The organism is Flavobacterium sp. CHNK8 (genome assembly GCF_019774515.1).
Classification (GTDB): Bacteria; Bacteroidota; Bacteroidia; order Flavobacteriales; family Flavobacteriaceae; genus Flavobacterium; species Flavobacterium tiangeerense.
In genome coordinates this window covers 550,140-566,852 of sequence record NZ_CP081492.1, presented here as the reverse complement: position 1 = coordinate 566,852, position 16,713 = coordinate 550,140, and the positions used below count along the sequence as shown (strand labels likewise).

Sequence of the window (16,713 nt, the reverse complement as noted above, 5' to 3'; positions counted from 1 at the left end):
TTTCAGGTCTAAGGTTTCAAAACTTTAAACCTGAAACAACAAAAACAATAAATATGGCTTGGTTTAAAAGAAAAGAAAAAGGGATTACAACAGCTACTGAAGACAAAATGGACATCCCAAAAGGGCTTTGGTACAAATCTCCTACGGGAAAAATTATTGATGCAGATGAGCTTGCTCGCAACTTATTTGTAAGTCCCGAAGATGGTTTTCACGTAAGAATAGGTAGCGCTGAATATTTTCAAATTTTGTTTGACAACAATGAATTTGTTGAATTAGACAAAAACATGACTTCAAAAGACCCTCTTCATTTTGTGGATACAAAAAAGTATGCCGATCGATTGAAAGATGTCATGGATAAAACCAAACTTAAAGATGCCGTACGCACAGGCGTTGGGAAATCTAAAGGTAAAGATTTAGTAATTTGCTGTATGGATTTTGCTTTTATTGGTGGATCTATGGGAGCTGTTGTAGGCGAAAAAATTGCTAGAGGAATAGATCACGCTATCAAAAACAAAATGCCGTTTTTGATGATTTCAAAATCAGGTGGAGCCAGAATGATGGAAGCTGCTTACTCTTTAATGCAATTAGCTAAAACATCTGTAAAATTAGCACAACTTGCTGAAGCAAAATTACCTTATATCTCGTTATGCACCGATCCAACTACGGGAGGAACTACAGCTTCATACGCTATGCTAGGTGACATTAACATCGCTGAACCAGGCGCATTGATAGGTTTTGCAGGTCCTAGAGTTGTAAGAGACACCACTGGAAAAGATTTGCCAGAAGGTTTTCAAACTGCTGAATTTCTTCTTGAGCATGGATTCTTAGATTTTATTACTCCAAGAAAAGAATTGAAAGACAAGATTAACTTGTATATAGATTTGATTCAAAACAATCCTGTACGATAATTTGAAATCCAAAGCATCGGCTGAATATTATTCAATCGTTTTTGATTCATTAAAATAAAAAAAGCAGCTTCTCATAATTGGGAAGCTGCTTTTTTTTACCATAAATTGTCCCGTCCTGAAATAGCGATACACAAAAACAATCGTTATGGAAGAATACACGAATTATGTAAAGCGCACCCAGCGAGATTACAGCATGTCCTTAAAACTTCAAATCGTTAGAGAAGTTGAGCAAGGTAGTTCATCAATTACCCAAATTAGAAAACAATATGGCATTCAAAGCCATGCTACAGTTCTGGGCTGGTTACGAAAATTTGGTAACTTTGATTGGGAAAACCAATCCCCTTTGAATATGGCAAAGTCACCCGAACAAAAAATTATGGAACTTGAAGCCCAAGTCAAGCTATTAGAAAAACAAAAGGCTCTTTTAGAACGACAAGCTTACGTTGCAGATAAAAAAGCAATCTTGTTTGACATGATGATTGATTTAGCTGAGAAAGAATATCATATCGATATCCGAAAAAACTCTGCACCCGAACAATCGCCCGCTTTAGAGCAAAAGAACAAAAAACAGTAGCGTTTACCTGTTATTTGTTCGGGATAGACAGACAGGTTTATTATCGAAAGACTAGAAGAATAGCATCCAAACAAAACAAAGCCAAAGAAGTGATTTTGATGGTGAATAATATCAGGAAGACAATGCCTAGAATAGGTACTCGAAAACTATATTATCTTTTGTTTGATAAACTTCAATTAATGAAAATTGGAAGAGATAAGTTCTTTGATATACTCAGAGCCAATCATTTATTGATACATCCTAAACGAAGTTATCATGTAACGACTAACTCACATCATCGATTTAATAAACATCAAAATCGAATTCTAGATTTAGAAATTAACAGACCAGAGCAAGTTTGGGTCTCTGATATAACCTATATAGGAAAAAGAGATAATCCTTGCTATTTAAGCTTAGTCACAGATGCTTATTCTAAAAAGATTATGGGATATTATGTTGCCGATAACATGAACACAGAAAGCAGTTTGAAGGCTTTTAAAATGGCTCTTAAACACAGAAACAACAAAAACTTACCATTGATACATCATTCAGACAGAGGGATTCAATATTGTGCTAATGACTACCAAAAGCAACTTAATAAAAATAAAATTCTATGCAGTATGACACAAAACTCTGACCCTTATGAAAATGCAGTGGCAGAAAGGATCAATGGTATTTTAAAACAGGAATTTAGGATTGACAAATACAATCAAAAAGCAGAAATCATGCAAAAAATTGTAAAAGAAGCTATTGATATCTATAATGAAATCAGACCTCATTATTCTAATTACATGCTTACTCCAAATCAGATGCATCACCAAAACAAAATTAAAATGAGAACCTATAAAACAAAAAACAGTAGCAAACCAGAGCTTGCTACTGTCTAAAATTGTACTTTTATTTTTTATTAATCCTGTATCACTTTTTCAGGACTAGACAAATCATTAAAAATTAAAAATAATCTTTTACATACCAGTTCGAATAGCTTCAACAGGATCTAATTTTGAAGCTGAGATAGCTGGTAGAATTCCCGAAATTACCCCAACAACAATGGATAATCCAGAACCTATTAGAATATTCCAAAAACTTAAAACAAATTCAAAATCCAATACATTTGTCAGTAATATAGACAGCAACCACACAATTATCAAACCGATAGTCCCTCCTATTACGCATAGAATAATAGCTTCAAATAAAAATTGAAAAAGTATAAATCTGTTTTTGGCGCCTAATGATTTCTGAATCCCAATTAAATTGGTACGCTCTTTTACAGAAACAAACATAATATTAGCCACACCAAATCCACCTACTAAAAACGAGAAAAAGCTAATCAGTACTCCTCCACCGCGCATTGCACCAATGATTCCGTCTAGTAAATCTGTAAAACCAGATAGTACATTGACAAAAAAGTTATCCATTTCATCTACTTTCATACCTCTAAAACTCCTAAGTTTTTGAGCAAGTTCAGCTTTAAAAGCATCCATATCAACTCCTTTTTCTGGCTTTACAAGGATTACTGGAGTCATCCCATTATTGTTATCGCCATACATACGTCTTAAAAAATTAACCGGTATAAACACGGAGGTATCATTACTGTCCCCAAACATTCCAGCACCTTGTTTTTTGAGCATACCAATTACGGTAAATCTTTGTCCATACAATCGTAAATTTTTTCCAATTGGTTCGCTTTCACCGAAAAGACTCTGAGCAATATCATACCCTAAAACGATTACTGCCGCTCCAGAATTAGATTCAGATTCGTTGTAAAACCTTCCTTTATCAAACTCAAGACCTTGTATATCAATAAACTCATGAGATACCGGGACAACATTAACATCACTTACAGATTCCGATTCAAATTTTAAGGATTCTCTTCCAACAAAAAACTGAAAAGCCATTTGATCTAAATCATTCATCGAACTTTTCAAATATTCGTATTCATCATATTTCACATCTGGAAATTGCTCTCTTTTCCATTGAGGTATTTCGGAAGGACCAAAAGAAAAACGCATTAGATAAATCGTATTTTTATCTAAACTACTTAAATCTTTTTTTATCTTTTTATCTAAAGAATCTACCGCAGCTAGAATTGCAATGATTGAGAAAATTCCAATGGTAACCCCCAATAACGAAAGTAAGGTTCTCAATTTATTGTTGCGCAAGGCACTCATCGCAAATCCAAAACTTTCTCGTAACAATCTAAGGTAAACTAACATATAATGTGTATTGTGTTAAGTAAAAATCTATAAATAATATTCAAAAACCTAATAAAAATAAGAAACGTTACATGAATCCTATCATTTTAATAGAAACTCCAAAAAAGAGATTTACAAATTAAAATTATCTCATTTTCAAATGGCTTAATTTTAACATTAAAAAACTATTTTTGCACCTCATAACTATAACTACATAATGAGCACAACAAAAACAATCCAATCAGCATTAATCTCTGTCTTTTCCAAAGAAGGATTAGAGCCAATCGTTAGACAACTAAACAGTCAAAATGTTACAATTTATTCTACTGGTGGAACTGAAGATTTTATAAAAAATCTTGGAATCCCAGTAATTCCTGTAGAAGACGTGACCTCATACCCTTCTATTTTGGGTGGTAGAGTAAAAACATTACACCCAAAAGTTTTTGGCGGGATACTAAACCGTCAGGATAATGAGAGTGATGTGCAACAAATGAAAGAATTTGACATTCCACAAATAGACCTTGTTATAGTTGATTTGTACCCATTTGAAAAAACCGTAGCTTCAGGAGCTACTGAAGCTGATATCATTGAAAAAATAGATATTGGCGGAATATCGTTAATTCGCGCCGCAGCTAAAAATTTTAAAGATACCGTTATCGTTTCGTCAATGGAGCAATACAGTTTATTTTTAGAGACCATCGCTAAACAAAACGGAGCTACAACACTAGAGGATCGTAAATTATTTGCTACCAAAGCATTCCACGTATCTTCGCATTATGATGGTGCAATTTTTAATTATTTCAACACTGACGAAACCATTTACAAGGAGAGTATTGCAGATGGTCAAGTATTAAGATACGGGGAAAACCCACATCAAAAGGGATTTTTCTTCGGTGATTTTGATGCGATGTTTAAAAAAGTTCATGGAAAAGAACTTTCTTATAACAATTTACTAGATGTAGATGCAGCCGTTAATTTGATACATGAATTCAAAAATGATGGTCCAACTTTTGCCATTTTAAAACACAATAACGCTTGTGGACTGGCAACTAGATCAACAATACATCACGCCTATATTTCAGCTTTAGCATGTGATCCAACATCAGCTTTTGGTGGTGTATTAATTTCGAATACAAAAATAGATGTAGCAACCGCTCAAGAAATCAACTCTTTATTTTGCGAGGTGGTAATAGCTCCTGAATATGATAATGAAGCACTTAGCATTCTACAGGAAAAGAAAAACCGAATTATTTTAATCCAAAACGAAATGGCTTTGCCTCAAAAACAAGTTCGTACATGTTTAAACGGATTATTAATTCAAGAAAGAAACAACATCACAGATACTAAAGAGGATCTAAAAACCGTTACCAATACTGCGCCTACTGAGCAAGAAATTAAAGATTTAATTTTTGCTTCTAAAATTTGTAAAAACACGAAATCAAACACAATTGTATTTGCAAAAAACGGTACGCTTATTGCTTCGGGTACAGGACAAACCTCTCGAGTTGATGCTTTAATGCAAGCTGTTGAAAAAGCTAAAAATTTCGGATTCGATTTACAAGGTGCCTCAATGGCGAGTGATGCTTTTTTTCCGTTTCCAGATTGTGTAGCATTAGCAAAAGAGGCCGGTATTTCAGCCGTTATTCAGCCTGGAGGATCTATTAAAGATGAATTAAGCATTAATTATTGCAATGAAAATAATCTTGCAATGGTATTTACAGGAACGCGTCATTTTAAACATTAATTTGTTTAACTTTGTCTGGCATTTTTATATAACTTTTAACCCTTAAAAAACTTATGGGATTTTTTGATTTCATGACCGAGGATATTGCGATAGACCTTGGTACCGCAAACACTTTAATCATACATAATGATAAAGTAGTAATTGACAGCCCTTCGATAGTAGCACGCGATAGAATTTCTGGAAAAATCATTGCTGTTGGTAAAGAGGCCAATATGATGCAAGGTAAAACGCATGAAAACATTAAGACAATAAGACCTTTGAAAGATGGTGTAATTGCTGATTTTGATGCTTCAGAGAAAATGATCAGTATGTTTATAAAAAGCATACCTGCATTAAAAAAACGAATGTTTACTCCAGCACTTCGCATGGTAGTATGTATACCATCTGGAATTACTGAGGTGGAAATGCGTGCTGTAAAAGAATCTTGTGAGCGCGTAAATGGTAAAGAAGTATACTTGATTCACGAACCAATGGCAGCCGCAATAGGTATTGGTATTGATATTATGCAACCAAAAGGAAACATGATTGTTGATATAGGTGGTGGTACTACTGAAATTGCAGTTATCGCTCTTGGCGGAATTGTATGTGACAAATCCGTAAAAATTGCTGGTGATGTCTTTACAAATGATATTGTATACTACATGCGTACACAACACAATTTATTTGTGGGAGAAAGTACAGCCGAAAAAATAAAAATCCAAATTGGAGCCGCAATCGAAGATCTTGAAACACCTCCAGAGGATATGTCTGTTCAAGGAAGAGATTTATTAACTGGTAAACCAAAACAAGTAGAAGTGTCTTATAGAGAAATTGCAAAAGCATTAGACAAATCTATTCAAAGAATTGAGGATGCCGTAATGGAAACCTTATCTCAAACACCGCCAGAATTAGCAGCTGATATCTATAATACAGGTATTTATCTTGCGGGTGGCGGATCAATGCTACGAGGTCTTGACAAAAGAATTTCTCAAAAAACAGACTTACCAGTTTATATAGCAGAAGATCCTTTGAGAGCTGTTGTAAGAGGTACTGGTATGGCTTTGAAAAACATAGTTAAATTTAAAAGTATACTTATTAAATAATTAAAACATTTAAAACTAAATCCTAGATAGGTTTACCAATTGAATTTATAATTAGGATTTAGTTTTTGTTTCAATTTACTTTAAAATAATTCATTTAAGAAAATGCAGCAAATTTTTAATTTTATTTTTAAAAACAGCAACCGATTGCTGTTTTTGCTGCTTTTGGGTATATCACTTTCCTTGACTATTCAATCACACTCGTTTCATAGAAGTAAAATAATAAGTTCTGCTAATTTTTTGAGTGGTGGCGTTTATGAAAAAATAAACAATGTCAATGAATATTTGAATTTAAAAGCTCAAAATGACGCATTGGCACAAGAAAATGCAACCCTTAAAAGCTTACTCTTTAATAAAAAAGACACCGCTAGCGTAAAATTAATGGACAGTTTGAAAGGTGTAAAACCTAGTGACATTTTAGTTTCTAAAGTTATTCACAACTCTTATAATGTATATGAAAACTACCTCACTATAAACTCTGGGGAGCTGGATGGAGTAAAACCTGACATGGGCGTGATCAACAGTTTAGGAATTGTAGGAATTGTAGAAAACACCTCAAAAAATTATGCGACCGTAATTTCTATCTTGAATAAACGATCGCAAATTAATGCTAAGATTAAGAAGTCAAACCACTTTGGGTCGTTAAATTGGAACGGAAAAAGTACTGGATTTGTTCAACTGACTGATCTACCAAGACTAGCAATGATAAAAATAGGCGATACGATAGTAACTGGTGGTCAATCTGTTATTTTTCCTGAGAATATAAATATTGGTACTATTTCAAAAATTTACAGAGACACACAAACTAACTTTTATACACTTGACGTAAAGTTATTTAATGACATGACTAATCTAGGTCATGTATATATTATTAAAAGTAAGGACAAGGAAGAGATTACTAATTTAGAAAAAAGAGAAAAAGATGAATAGCACCTTGTTTGTCAACACATTTCGATTTATTCTCTTATTAGCACTTCAGATAATTGTGTTCAACAATATGAATTTACTGGGCTATGTTAGTCCATTTCCTTATGTATTGTTTATCATTTTGTATCCTGTAAATGGAAACAAATCTGCCTTGCTGGCATCTAGTTTTTTATTGGGCATCATCATGGATCTTTTTAGTAATTCTGGAGGAACACATGCCACAGCTTGCATATTACTAGCTTACGTAAGACCTACTCTTTTTAAATTTGCATTTGGATTAAGTTATGAATACCAAACCATAAAATTAAATGAGGTACTTACCCCACAACGTTTTACATTTATCTTACTATCGGTTGTCATACATCATTTTACATTATTTTTATTAGAAGCCTTTCAATTGAGTTTTATCTTAGACACATTACTTACTGTGTTATTGAGTACCATCTTTACAATAATTATTTGCATCATAATTATTTATCTAATCAAGCCTAATAAAAGATGAGAAAAGCACTTTTGCCCGGCCTAATAACCATTGCTACGCTATTATTGGTTGTAAGGATTTTTTATTTACAAGTAGTTGATGAAACCTTAAAATTAGAATCAGAAAACAACGCCATTAAAAAGAAATACGAGTATCCTGAACGAGGTTATATCTATGATCGTAACGGAAAACTACTTGTAGCTAACCAAGCCTCTTATGACATTATGGTTATTCCCAGAGAGGTAAAGAAAACTGATACACTAGAGTTTTGCCAATTACTGAACATTACAAAAGAAGATTTCATAAAAAAAATTGAAAAAGCAACTGTTTACAGCCCGAGGTTGCCTTCTGTTTTTTTATCGCAATTAAATAAAAATGAGTTTGCTGCTTTTCAAGAAAAGATACGAAAGTACGAGGGTTTTTACTTTCAAAAACGTTCTCTTCGAGATTATGAAGTAAATTTTGGCGCCAATATTTTTGGCTTTATCACACAAGTAAATGAAAAACTAATTGAAAAAAATCCGTATTACAACAGCGGAGATTTAATTGGAAAACAAGGCGTAGAACAAAGTTATGAAGATTTATTACGTGGTATTAAAGGTGTAAAATATCTTCAAAAAGACAAGCACAACCGTGAAATAGGATCCTACAAAGCAGGTAAGTATGATACTATAGCCGTTCAAGGACAAGACATTAACCTTACCATTGATGCCGAAATCCAAAAATACGGAGAAGAGTTAATGATTAATAAAAGAGGTGGAATTGTTGCCATTGAACCTAAATCTGGTGAAATCTTGGCACTTGTAACAGCTCCATCTTACGATCCCGGAATTCTAGTAGGTAGACAACGCTCAAAAAATTACACAAAATTATACCGAGACTCAATTGCTAAACCATTATACGATCGTGGTTTACTAGCTGAATACCCCCCTGGTTCGCCATTCAAGATTTTAACAGGGCTTGTTGCTTTACAGGAAGGCGTAATTGACTACAATACGACCGTATTTTGTAATCGAGGTTTTAGCTATGCTAGAGGTAGGTTTATGGGATGTCACTGTCATGGAGGCGCGCTTCAATTACATAGAGGAATTTTTGAGTCTTGCAACTCTTATTTTGCAACTGCTTATATGAAAACCATCAATAAGTATGCTAAACCTGCCTATGCAGTTGACGTTTGGAGCAATCACCTTAAAAGTTTTGGTTTAGGCCAATTTATGGGATATGATTTACCTATTGGCAAAAGAGGATTGGTACCAACCTCAAAAACATACAAACGCATGTACCCAAATGGTGGCTGGAGAAGTACTGCAATTGTATCCAACGCTATTGGACAAGGAGAAGTATTGATGACCCCTATTCAACTAGCAAATATGATGGCAACAGTAGCTAATGAAGGTTATTATTACACGCCTCACATCATAAAAAAAATAGAGGGTGTCCCAATTGAAAGTAAGTTTACTACTAAACATACCACAACAATTGATAAGAAGTTTTTCAAACCTATTATTAGTGGCTTATTTGACGTGTATAACCTAGGTACCGCGAGAGGACTTCGAGTGGAGGGAATTGAAATATGCGGAAAAACAGGTACCGCGGAAAACTCCACTAGAATTGGCGGTATAAAAGTAAAAATGGAAGACCATTCCATATTTGTAGCATTTGCTCCAATGAACAACCCGAAAATTGCCATAGCAGTAATGGTAGAAAATGGAGGATATGGTGCTACTATTGCAGGTCCGATTGCGAGTTTGATGATTGAAAAATACCTTAGACATAAAATCACCCGTGTAGATCTTGAAAAAAGAATTCTAGCAACCAGTTTACAAGGTCGTTACGCCAAATTAGGTGGACTTTCGGAAACCGTTAAACTGCAATTAAAAATAGCAGATTCGTTACAAAAATTAAAGACAGGAACACCTAAAAAAGTTCCGTTGACTACTGATACCATTAAAGAAAAAAAACTAGCTTCTCAATCTAATGAAAAACCAAAGTATAACAAATAATATTGACTGGATCAGCATCATTATTTATACGGTGCTAGTACTATTAGGTTGGTTGAATATTTATTCCTCCTCATTATCGTCTATGCAAGACACTTATGAGAAGCAATTGATATTCATTTTATTTACTATCCCATTAATCTTTATTGTTGTTTCTGTTGATGGTAAGTTTTATGAAAAATATGCTAGTATCATTTTTATTGTAGCACTTTTATCATTAGCTGGTCTATTTTTATTTGGGAAAACCATAGCTGGCCAAAGGTGTTGGTATGCAATAGGAAGTTTTACAATTCAACCCTCAGAGTTTGCAAAAGCAGCTACCTCACTAGCCTTAGCAAAGTTTTTAAGTGATTCTCAAATAAATTTAAAAGATCCAAATAGACAAATTCAAGCACTAGCTATAATACTTTTACCTGTACTTCTTATACTTCCGCAACCAGATCCTGGTAGCGCTTTAATATATAGTATTTTTATTATTGTACTGTATAGAGAAGGTTTACCATCCTGGTATGTTTGGACGGGTTTCATAACCATTTTATTATTTGTACTTACGTTAGTAATTCAACCTATTTACGTTGTTTTGGCAGCTTTACTTGTCATTGTTTTAGTTCATTATAGATCAAGATTAGCAGATAGAAATATCCTATTAAGCAGTATCTTGTTTGTATTAATTTCCGGTTTTGTATTTTCTGTTGATTATATCTTCAATAATGTCTTTAAACAACATCACAGAGACCGTTTTAATATTCTACTAGGGAAAGCAGTAGATTTAAAAGGATCAGGTTACAATACCAATCAATCAGAAATAGCCATAGGTTCTGGTGGTTGGCTGGGAAAAGGATTTCTAGAAGGTACACAAACAAAAGGTGGCTTTGTACCAGAACAACATACTGATTATATTTTCACAACAGTTGGTGAAGAATGGGGTTTTGCAGGATCACTAGTAGTAATAGCCCTATTTGCAGGATTATTTCTTAGAATTATATATTTGGCCGAAAGGCAAAAAACCAAGTTTAGTAGGGTTTATGGATATTGCGTAGCGGGTATTTTATTTACGCACTTCTTTGTAAACATTGCTATGGTATCTGGAATATTCCCAACAATTGGTGTACCATTACCTTTTTTCTCCTACGGAGGATCAGGGCTATGGGGCTTTACAATACTACTGTTTATTTTCATCAAAATGGATGCGAATAAAGTGAATGAATGGTAATTGTTGCTTAAGTTTAAAACTATTAGCTTAATCCTTATCGAATGTGTAGTAGTAGATTTAGTTAAAACTCCAATCTTTATAATACTTGTTAGCTTCTAATTGATTTTCTAAACGATCTTCTAATTGAGGAAAGAAGTTAATTCCCGTGAGTTTTTCTATTGCATCTACAGATACTACAAATTTGTATAAAGGTTCATCACTTGGTTCATTAGGCATTAAAAAACCAATCATTTTCACTCTATTTCCAGAGCGATTCATTAATATTTTATAAAAATATTGAGGCACAGCGACCTTTTCTTTTCCAATAGTTTTTAAGGAATTGTTCAAAACACCTCCTGTCACTACATACACACCATTATCTTTCACTGCCCAATACCTAACTTTTTGCTCTAATCTATTCCAAATACCGTTATTGAATTTCTTATCCTGAGGAGCTATATTTGAGGTCAAAAAAGTATCATTGTACGCTGACATTGAGAATTCCATGTCTCCTGCTGGGCACAAATGCCCTTTATCATAATTAGAATTCTTGTAATTCCTCCAATCAGCAGAACCTGTTATAACCTTAGCATCCTCAATAAAATATGGGCGTTTAAAGTTATTGTTCTTTATGTAATCTTTCTTTAATTCATAAGCCACCCACTCAGCTTGTTCATAATTTTCATTATAAGAAAGAGAATAATAATTGTGCTTTACAATTGTATTTGTCGTCGATATTGGTAATAAATCATTTGTAGTAAGACGCAATTCTGTTTGGTTTCTACCCTCAGGTATACTCCCGTTTACATATTCGCTCTTTTCATTTGCGATTGGCACAAAACCTTTTTGGGTATTTGATATATCCTTTTTACAAGAAAAAAGTGTTGCAATCATTACAGTACACCCTACTACTATTTTGCTTCTATTAAAACTCATATAACTTAGATAACGTTAAAAAAATTATTGAAATAAAGATAGGGAAATATTAAAAAGAGAACATAAAAAAAAACGCTCAAAATTACTTTTGAGCGTTTTGGAATGGTTATCATCAAATTATGACTTTACAAGCTTATCTTTTTTTACCTTAACTGGTAACACTTTGTTAGTAAAAGCTTTAGATTGTAAATCATCTAATACATTCAAAGCTTCTTCTACATAGATATCTTTCGACAATGCTTCATGCCATCTCGCTCTTTTTTCTTTCAAAGAACTATCTTGATTCATAGCTTCTATTTCATGTGGTAAAGAACTGAATCTTAAATCATTCTTATAATCAACAATTGATTTATACTTTTTTGCTTTTTCCTCAATTTGAGCTTGAGCAATTTTAAATTTAGTAATATTTAAACTATAAATATTTTCCTCACTACGGCCATCGATCCATTTTGCATTATCTTCGATCAATTGAAATTGTGGGCTTTGAGTAATTCTATTTTTACTATTCATTATTACTTGGCCAAAATTAGAATTATCACTCCATAATTGATAACTAGTTTGGTCAATTTTATCCCAAGGCATAGCGTTGTCAATATCCCTTTCACCCATTTTTAAATAAGAATAGCGATCCGGCATTACAATATCACTATGTACACCCTCTAGTTGCGTAGATCCTCCATTGATTCTATAAAATTTTTGAGTAGTAGTTTTAATAGCTCCTAAATCTCCCACTGCGCTATTACGAACAAGCGTATTCAAATCATATACATTTTGAACAGTACCTTTTCCATACGTTTGTTTACTTCCTATTACAATACCTCTTTTGTAATCTTGAATTGCAGCAGCAAGAATCTCAGAAGCCGAAGCAGAAAAGCTATTCACCATAATTACAAGAGGACCATCCCATTCAATTTTAGGATCCTTATCATACAAAACCTCTTTTTTACGTCCAGCTGATTTAATTTGAACAATTGGACCTTGCTCAATAAATAATCCTGCAATATCAACAACCGTAGATAGCGATCCACCTCCATCATCTCTAACATCTAATACGATTCCGCTAACACCTGCATTTTTCAAACGGTCTACTTCAAGAGCTATATCTTTACCAGCATCTCTACCATCTGGATTTTCAAAATCGATATAAAATTTCGGCAAATAAATAACACCATATTTTAATCCATTTTTCTCAACTACACTTGACTTCGCGTATGTTTCTTCAATTTCAACGATATCACGAATGATAGAAACAATTTTAATAGTTCCGTCCACTTTTTTAATCGTAAGACGCACTTCAGAACCTTTTGGTCCTTTAATTTTTTTAACCACATCATCAAGACGCATTCCTACAACATCAACTGCCTCGCCATCACCTTGAGCAACTTTCATAATTAGATCACCTGATTCTAATTGTTTTCCTCTCCAAGCAGGCCCACCAGATATAAGTTCAGATATTTCAGTAAGATCATTTTTCTTTTGTAATCTTGCTCCAATACCTTCTAACTTTCCACTAATACTTACGTCAAAACGTTCTTTTTCTTCAGCAGCAAAATAATTAGTATGAGGATCAAAACGACCTGTGATTGCATTTATGTAAACTGAAAACCAATCATTACGATCTAAATCTTTTATAAAACTGAAGTACTCATCAAGAGATTTTAAAGAACTTTCTCTCGTTTCTTTCTCTAATGCTTCAAAAGATTTCACTACATACTTAGCGTCATTTTTCTTCTTATCTTCTTCTAATCTTTGCTTGTCAACCAATGAAGAAAGGGTTGATAACTTGATTTGTTTTCTCCATTTATCATTTAACTCTGTAAGATTTTTAGAATATGGTGCTTTTTCATAGTCAACATTGAAACTCTCGTCAGTTTCATAATTGAACGGTTTACTAAGCACTGATTTGTAAATTTTAGTACTCTCGTTCATTCTTTTGATCAAACGATCGTAGGTAAGATTAAAAAAACTTAAATCTTTGTTCAATAATTGATCGTCTAACTGCAGTTCAAATTTTGAAAACTCATCAATATCTGATTGCAAGAAAAAACGTTTTGAAGGATCTAATGCTACAATGTAATCCTTGTAAATGCCCTTGGAAAAATTATCATCAATTGTAGCAGGGCTATAATGTCCTTTCTCAATAACAAATGTCAATAATTCTAACAGTAATTTATCTTTTTCAGGATCATTACTTTTTGAGCTTTTGATATTAAATGCAAATAAAGCCATCGAAATACATGCGACAACAATTAATAATTTATAATTTCTTTTCATAAAGTGAAGAATAGTATTCATGAATTTTTTTGTTCTAAGATACGGTAAAAACCATGCCATATAAAGACATGATGCCATAAATTTTTGTTAAAGATATAAAATGTTTTATTGTAATGAAATGAAAGTTCAATTGATATTAAATTTTTACATTTAGTTCAGTTTTTACCAATTTCAGTCAGTACATTTGTTATTAATATAAATTAATATTCTTTTTTTTAATTTTAAGTAAATGAAAAAAAACAAGCCACTAATACTTATTACAAACGACGATGGCATTTCGGCACCTGGGTTGAGAGCTTTAATAGCTGTAATGCAAGAAATTGGCGAAATTGTTGTTGTTGCACCAGATAAACCTCAAAGTGCTATGGGACATGCCATTACCATAAACAGCACTTTATACCTAAATAAAATATCCAAAGATACCGACCCCTTTTTAGAATACAGTTGTTCTGGAACTCCAGTAGATTGTGTTAAACTTGCCGTAAATGAAATCTTAGAAAGAAAACCAGATCTTTGCGTATCTGGAGTAAATCATGGTTCAAATTCTTCCATCAATGTTATCTACTCAGGCACCATGAGTGCTGCCATGGAGGCGGGAATTGAAGGTATACCCGCTATAGGATTTTCTCTTTTGGATTATGATTGGAATGCAAATTTTGATGCCATCAAAACCTTTATTCGTAAGATTGCGCTACAAGTTCTTGAAAATGGCTTACCCGAAGGTGTATTACTGAATGTTAATTTCCCAAAACTACAAGAAGAAAACATAAAAGGAATACGAGTATGCCGACAAGCAAAAGCCATTTGGGTAGAAAAATTTGACAAGCGCAAAACACCTCAAGGCCGAGATTATTACTGGTTAGCTGGAGAATTTGTAAATCAAGATCATGGAGAAGACACTGATGAGTGGGCACTAAAAAACGGTTACATATCCGTAGTACCAGTACAATTTGACTTAACAGCACATCATGCCATTCAACAACTTAACACCTTTTCATGGAATGAAGAATAAAGATATACTCATAGGATTTATAATAGGACTTTTGACTACAGGTTTAGGCAGTTTTATTTTCATGTATTTTTTTACAGATTACCATTTTATTGCGGGCATTCAAATCTTACAATCTCAAGGAAATCTTGGAAAAATAATCACCTTAGGTTGTATTTTAACGCTAGGAGCATTTGGGGTAGCTCTAAAATTAAACAGAGAAAAAATCGCGCAGGGAATTGTGTTTTCAGTAATTACTTTAGCCATTTTAACCTTAGTAATATAAATACAGAATTCGTTTTTTAAATTTAGCTTTTACAACCATGAAATATTACATAATTGCAGGTGAAGCCTCTGGCGATTTACACGGCTCAAACTTAATGAAAGAGCTTTTCAAAAAAGATCCACATGCAGAAATTCTTTTTTGGGGAGGTGATTTAATGGAGAATGTAGGTGGCACCTTAGTAAAACACTATCGTGAGCTTGCATTTATGGGTTTTATTGAGGTAGTCTTCAATTTAAAAACGATTTTAAACAACATAAACATTTGTAAAAAGGACATTCAGAAATTCCAACCTGATGTGTTGATTTTTATAGACTATCCTGGATTTAATCTCCGAATAGCAAAGTGGGCTAAAAAACTAGGAATCAAAACACATTACTATATTTCTCCTCAAATATGGGCTTGGAAAGAAAGCAGAATTACCGATATCAAAAGAGACATTGATAAGATGTATGTTATATTACCTTTTGAGAAAAAATTCTACGAAGAAAAACACCAATACCCTGTTGATTTCGTGGGACATCCCCTAATAGATGCCATACACAACAAATCGAATGTTACTGAAATAGATTTTAGAAAAGAAAACAACCTAAGTGATAAACCTATCATAGCAATACTTCCAGGAAGTAGAAAACAAGAAATTACAAAAATGCTGCAAATAATGCTGAGTGTTTCTAATGACTTTCCTGAATATCAATTTGTAATTGCTGGAGCTCCAAGTCAGGAATTCTCTTTTTACACCCCATTTATAACACAAAGTAACATCCAGTTTGTAGCAAACAAAACCTATGAATTATTACAAAATGCGACAGCCGCTTTAGTAACCTCAGGCACGGCTACACTTGAAACGGCTTTATTTAAAGTACCAGAAGTAGTATGCTATAAAGGCAACTGGATATCCTATCAAATTGCAAAAAGAATTATCACATTAAAATACATATCACTAGTCAACCTCATTATGGACGAAGAAGTAGTCACAGAACTTATTCAAGATGAATGCAATACAAAACGCATTAGACAAGAGTTGTACAAAATCTTGAAAACCGAAAAACGCAATACTATTTTAGAAAAATACATACTTCTTGAAAACAAATTAGGTGGTCGTGGTGCCAGTGAAAAAACAGCTACTTTAATTGTAAAAGATTTATTTTAA

At 33.3% G+C, this 16,713-nt stretch carries 15 protein-coding genes; 12 read left to right on the top strand and 3 right to left on the bottom strand.

Annotated features, from left to right (window positions below; all coding sequences use genetic code 11):
- Nucleotides 1-53 precede the first annotated feature (53 nt).
- The 3 genes from accD to K5V07_RS02320 all read left to right on the top strand — a co-directional run bounded on the left by accD (nucleotide 54) and on the right by K5V07_RS02320 (nucleotide 2,348).
- Nucleotides 54-908, top strand: coding sequence for an acetyl-CoA carboxylase, carboxyltransferase subunit beta (gene accD, locus K5V07_RS02330; protein ID WP_086454725.1), 855 nt, complete (start codon nucleotides 54-56; stop codon nucleotides 906-908).
- A gap of 145 nt (nucleotides 909-1,053) precedes the next feature.
- Complete coding sequence (locus K5V07_RS02325; RefSeq protein WP_221916217.1) at nucleotides 1,054-1,482, top strand: hypothetical protein; 429 nt, start codon at nucleotides 1,054-1,056, stop codon at nucleotides 1,480-1,482.
- Nucleotides 1,483-1,496: 14 nt separating this feature from the next.
- Entirely contained in the window at nucleotides 1,497-2,348 is an 852-nt protein-coding gene (locus tag K5V07_RS02320; RefSeq protein ID WP_221916215.1) for an IS3 family transposase, read from the top strand.
- A 78-nt stretch (nucleotides 2,349-2,426) separates the two neighbouring features.
- On the opposite strand, the gene K5V07_RS02315 is transcribed toward K5V07_RS02320, so the two are convergent.
- On the bottom strand, nucleotides 2,427-3,677 hold the full coding sequence (locus K5V07_RS02315) for an ABC transporter permease (protein ID WP_182649518.1): 1,251 nt from the start codon (nucleotides 3,675-3,677) through the stop codon (nucleotides 2,427-2,429).
- Nucleotides 3,678-3,873: 196 nt separating this feature from the next.
- On the opposite strand from K5V07_RS02315, the gene purH reads away from it, so the two are divergent.
- From purH to rodA, 6 genes are all read left to right on the top strand, one after another.
- Nucleotides 3,874-5,400, top strand: a complete 1,527-nt coding sequence (gene purH, locus K5V07_RS02310) for a bifunctional phosphoribosylaminoimidazolecarboxamide formyltransferase/IMP cyclohydrolase (RefSeq protein ID WP_221916214.1) — start codon at nucleotides 3,874-3,876, stop codon at nucleotides 5,398-5,400.
- A 53-nt stretch (nucleotides 5,401-5,453) separates the two neighbouring features.
- Nucleotides 5,454-6,482 (top strand): rod shape-determining protein, encoded by a 1,029-nt coding sequence (locus tag K5V07_RS02305; RefSeq protein WP_086454445.1) that lies wholly within the window; start codon nucleotides 5,454-5,456, stop codon nucleotides 6,480-6,482.
- A gap of 102 nt (nucleotides 6,483-6,584) precedes the next feature.
- Complete coding sequence (gene mreC / locus K5V07_RS02300) at nucleotides 6,585-7,409, top strand: rod shape-determining protein MreC (RefSeq protein WP_182649514.1); 825 nt, start codon at nucleotides 6,585-6,587, stop codon at nucleotides 7,407-7,409.
- Nucleotides 7,402-7,908 (top strand): rod shape-determining protein MreD, encoded by a 507-nt coding sequence (gene mreD / locus K5V07_RS02295; protein WP_144891504.1) that lies wholly within the window; start codon nucleotides 7,402-7,404, stop codon nucleotides 7,906-7,908. The genes mreC and mreD overlap by 8 nt, the downstream gene beginning before the upstream one ends.
- On the top strand, nucleotides 7,905-9,890 hold the full coding sequence (gene mrdA / locus K5V07_RS02290) for a penicillin-binding protein 2 (RefSeq protein WP_221916212.1): 1,986 nt from the start codon (nucleotides 7,905-7,907) through the stop codon (nucleotides 9,888-9,890). The genes mreD and mrdA overlap by 4 nt, the downstream gene beginning before the upstream one ends.
- Nucleotides 9,865-11,100 (top strand): rod shape-determining protein RodA, encoded by a 1,236-nt coding sequence (gene rodA / locus K5V07_RS02285; RefSeq protein ID WP_221916210.1) that lies wholly within the window; start codon nucleotides 9,865-9,867, stop codon nucleotides 11,098-11,100. The genes mrdA and rodA overlap by 26 nt, the downstream gene beginning before the upstream one ends.
- Nucleotides 11,101-11,157: 57 nt before the next feature.
- Here the strand turns inward: rodA and K5V07_RS02280 are convergent, their stop codons facing one another.
- Together K5V07_RS02280 and K5V07_RS02275 are read right to left on the bottom strand one after the other, a co-directional pair.
- A complete protein-coding gene (locus K5V07_RS02280) occupies nucleotides 11,158-12,015 on the bottom strand; it encodes a DNA/RNA non-specific endonuclease (RefSeq protein WP_255577467.1) in 858 nt (285 codons plus the stop codon).
- Between the two features lie 117 nt (nucleotides 12,016-12,132).
- Nucleotides 12,133-14,310, bottom strand: coding sequence for a carboxy terminal-processing peptidase (locus K5V07_RS02275; protein ID WP_221918125.1), 2,178 nt, complete (start codon nucleotides 14,308-14,310; stop codon nucleotides 12,133-12,135).
- A 208-nt stretch (nucleotides 14,311-14,518) separates the two neighbouring features.
- Here K5V07_RS02275 and surE point away from each other — a divergent pair, with 208 nt between their 5' ends.
- From surE to lpxB, 3 genes are read left to right on the top strand one after another with little or no spacing between them, the layout of a single operon-like run.
- Nucleotides 14,519-15,301, top strand: a complete 783-nt coding sequence (gene surE / locus K5V07_RS02270) for a 5'/3'-nucleotidase SurE (RefSeq protein WP_221916208.1) — start codon at nucleotides 14,519-14,521, stop codon at nucleotides 15,299-15,301.
- Nucleotides 15,291-15,563: a hypothetical protein gene (locus K5V07_RS02265; RefSeq protein ID WP_221916206.1), complete on the top strand. Its 273-nt coding sequence runs from the start codon at nucleotides 15,291-15,293 to the stop codon at nucleotides 15,561-15,563. The genes surE and K5V07_RS02265 overlap by 11 nt, the downstream gene beginning before the upstream one ends.
- Before the next feature lie 37 nt (nucleotides 15,564-15,600).
- On the top strand, nucleotides 15,601-16,713 hold the full coding sequence (gene lpxB, locus K5V07_RS02260; protein WP_221916204.1) for a lipid-A-disaccharide synthase: 1,113 nt from the start codon (nucleotides 15,601-15,603) through the stop codon (nucleotides 16,711-16,713).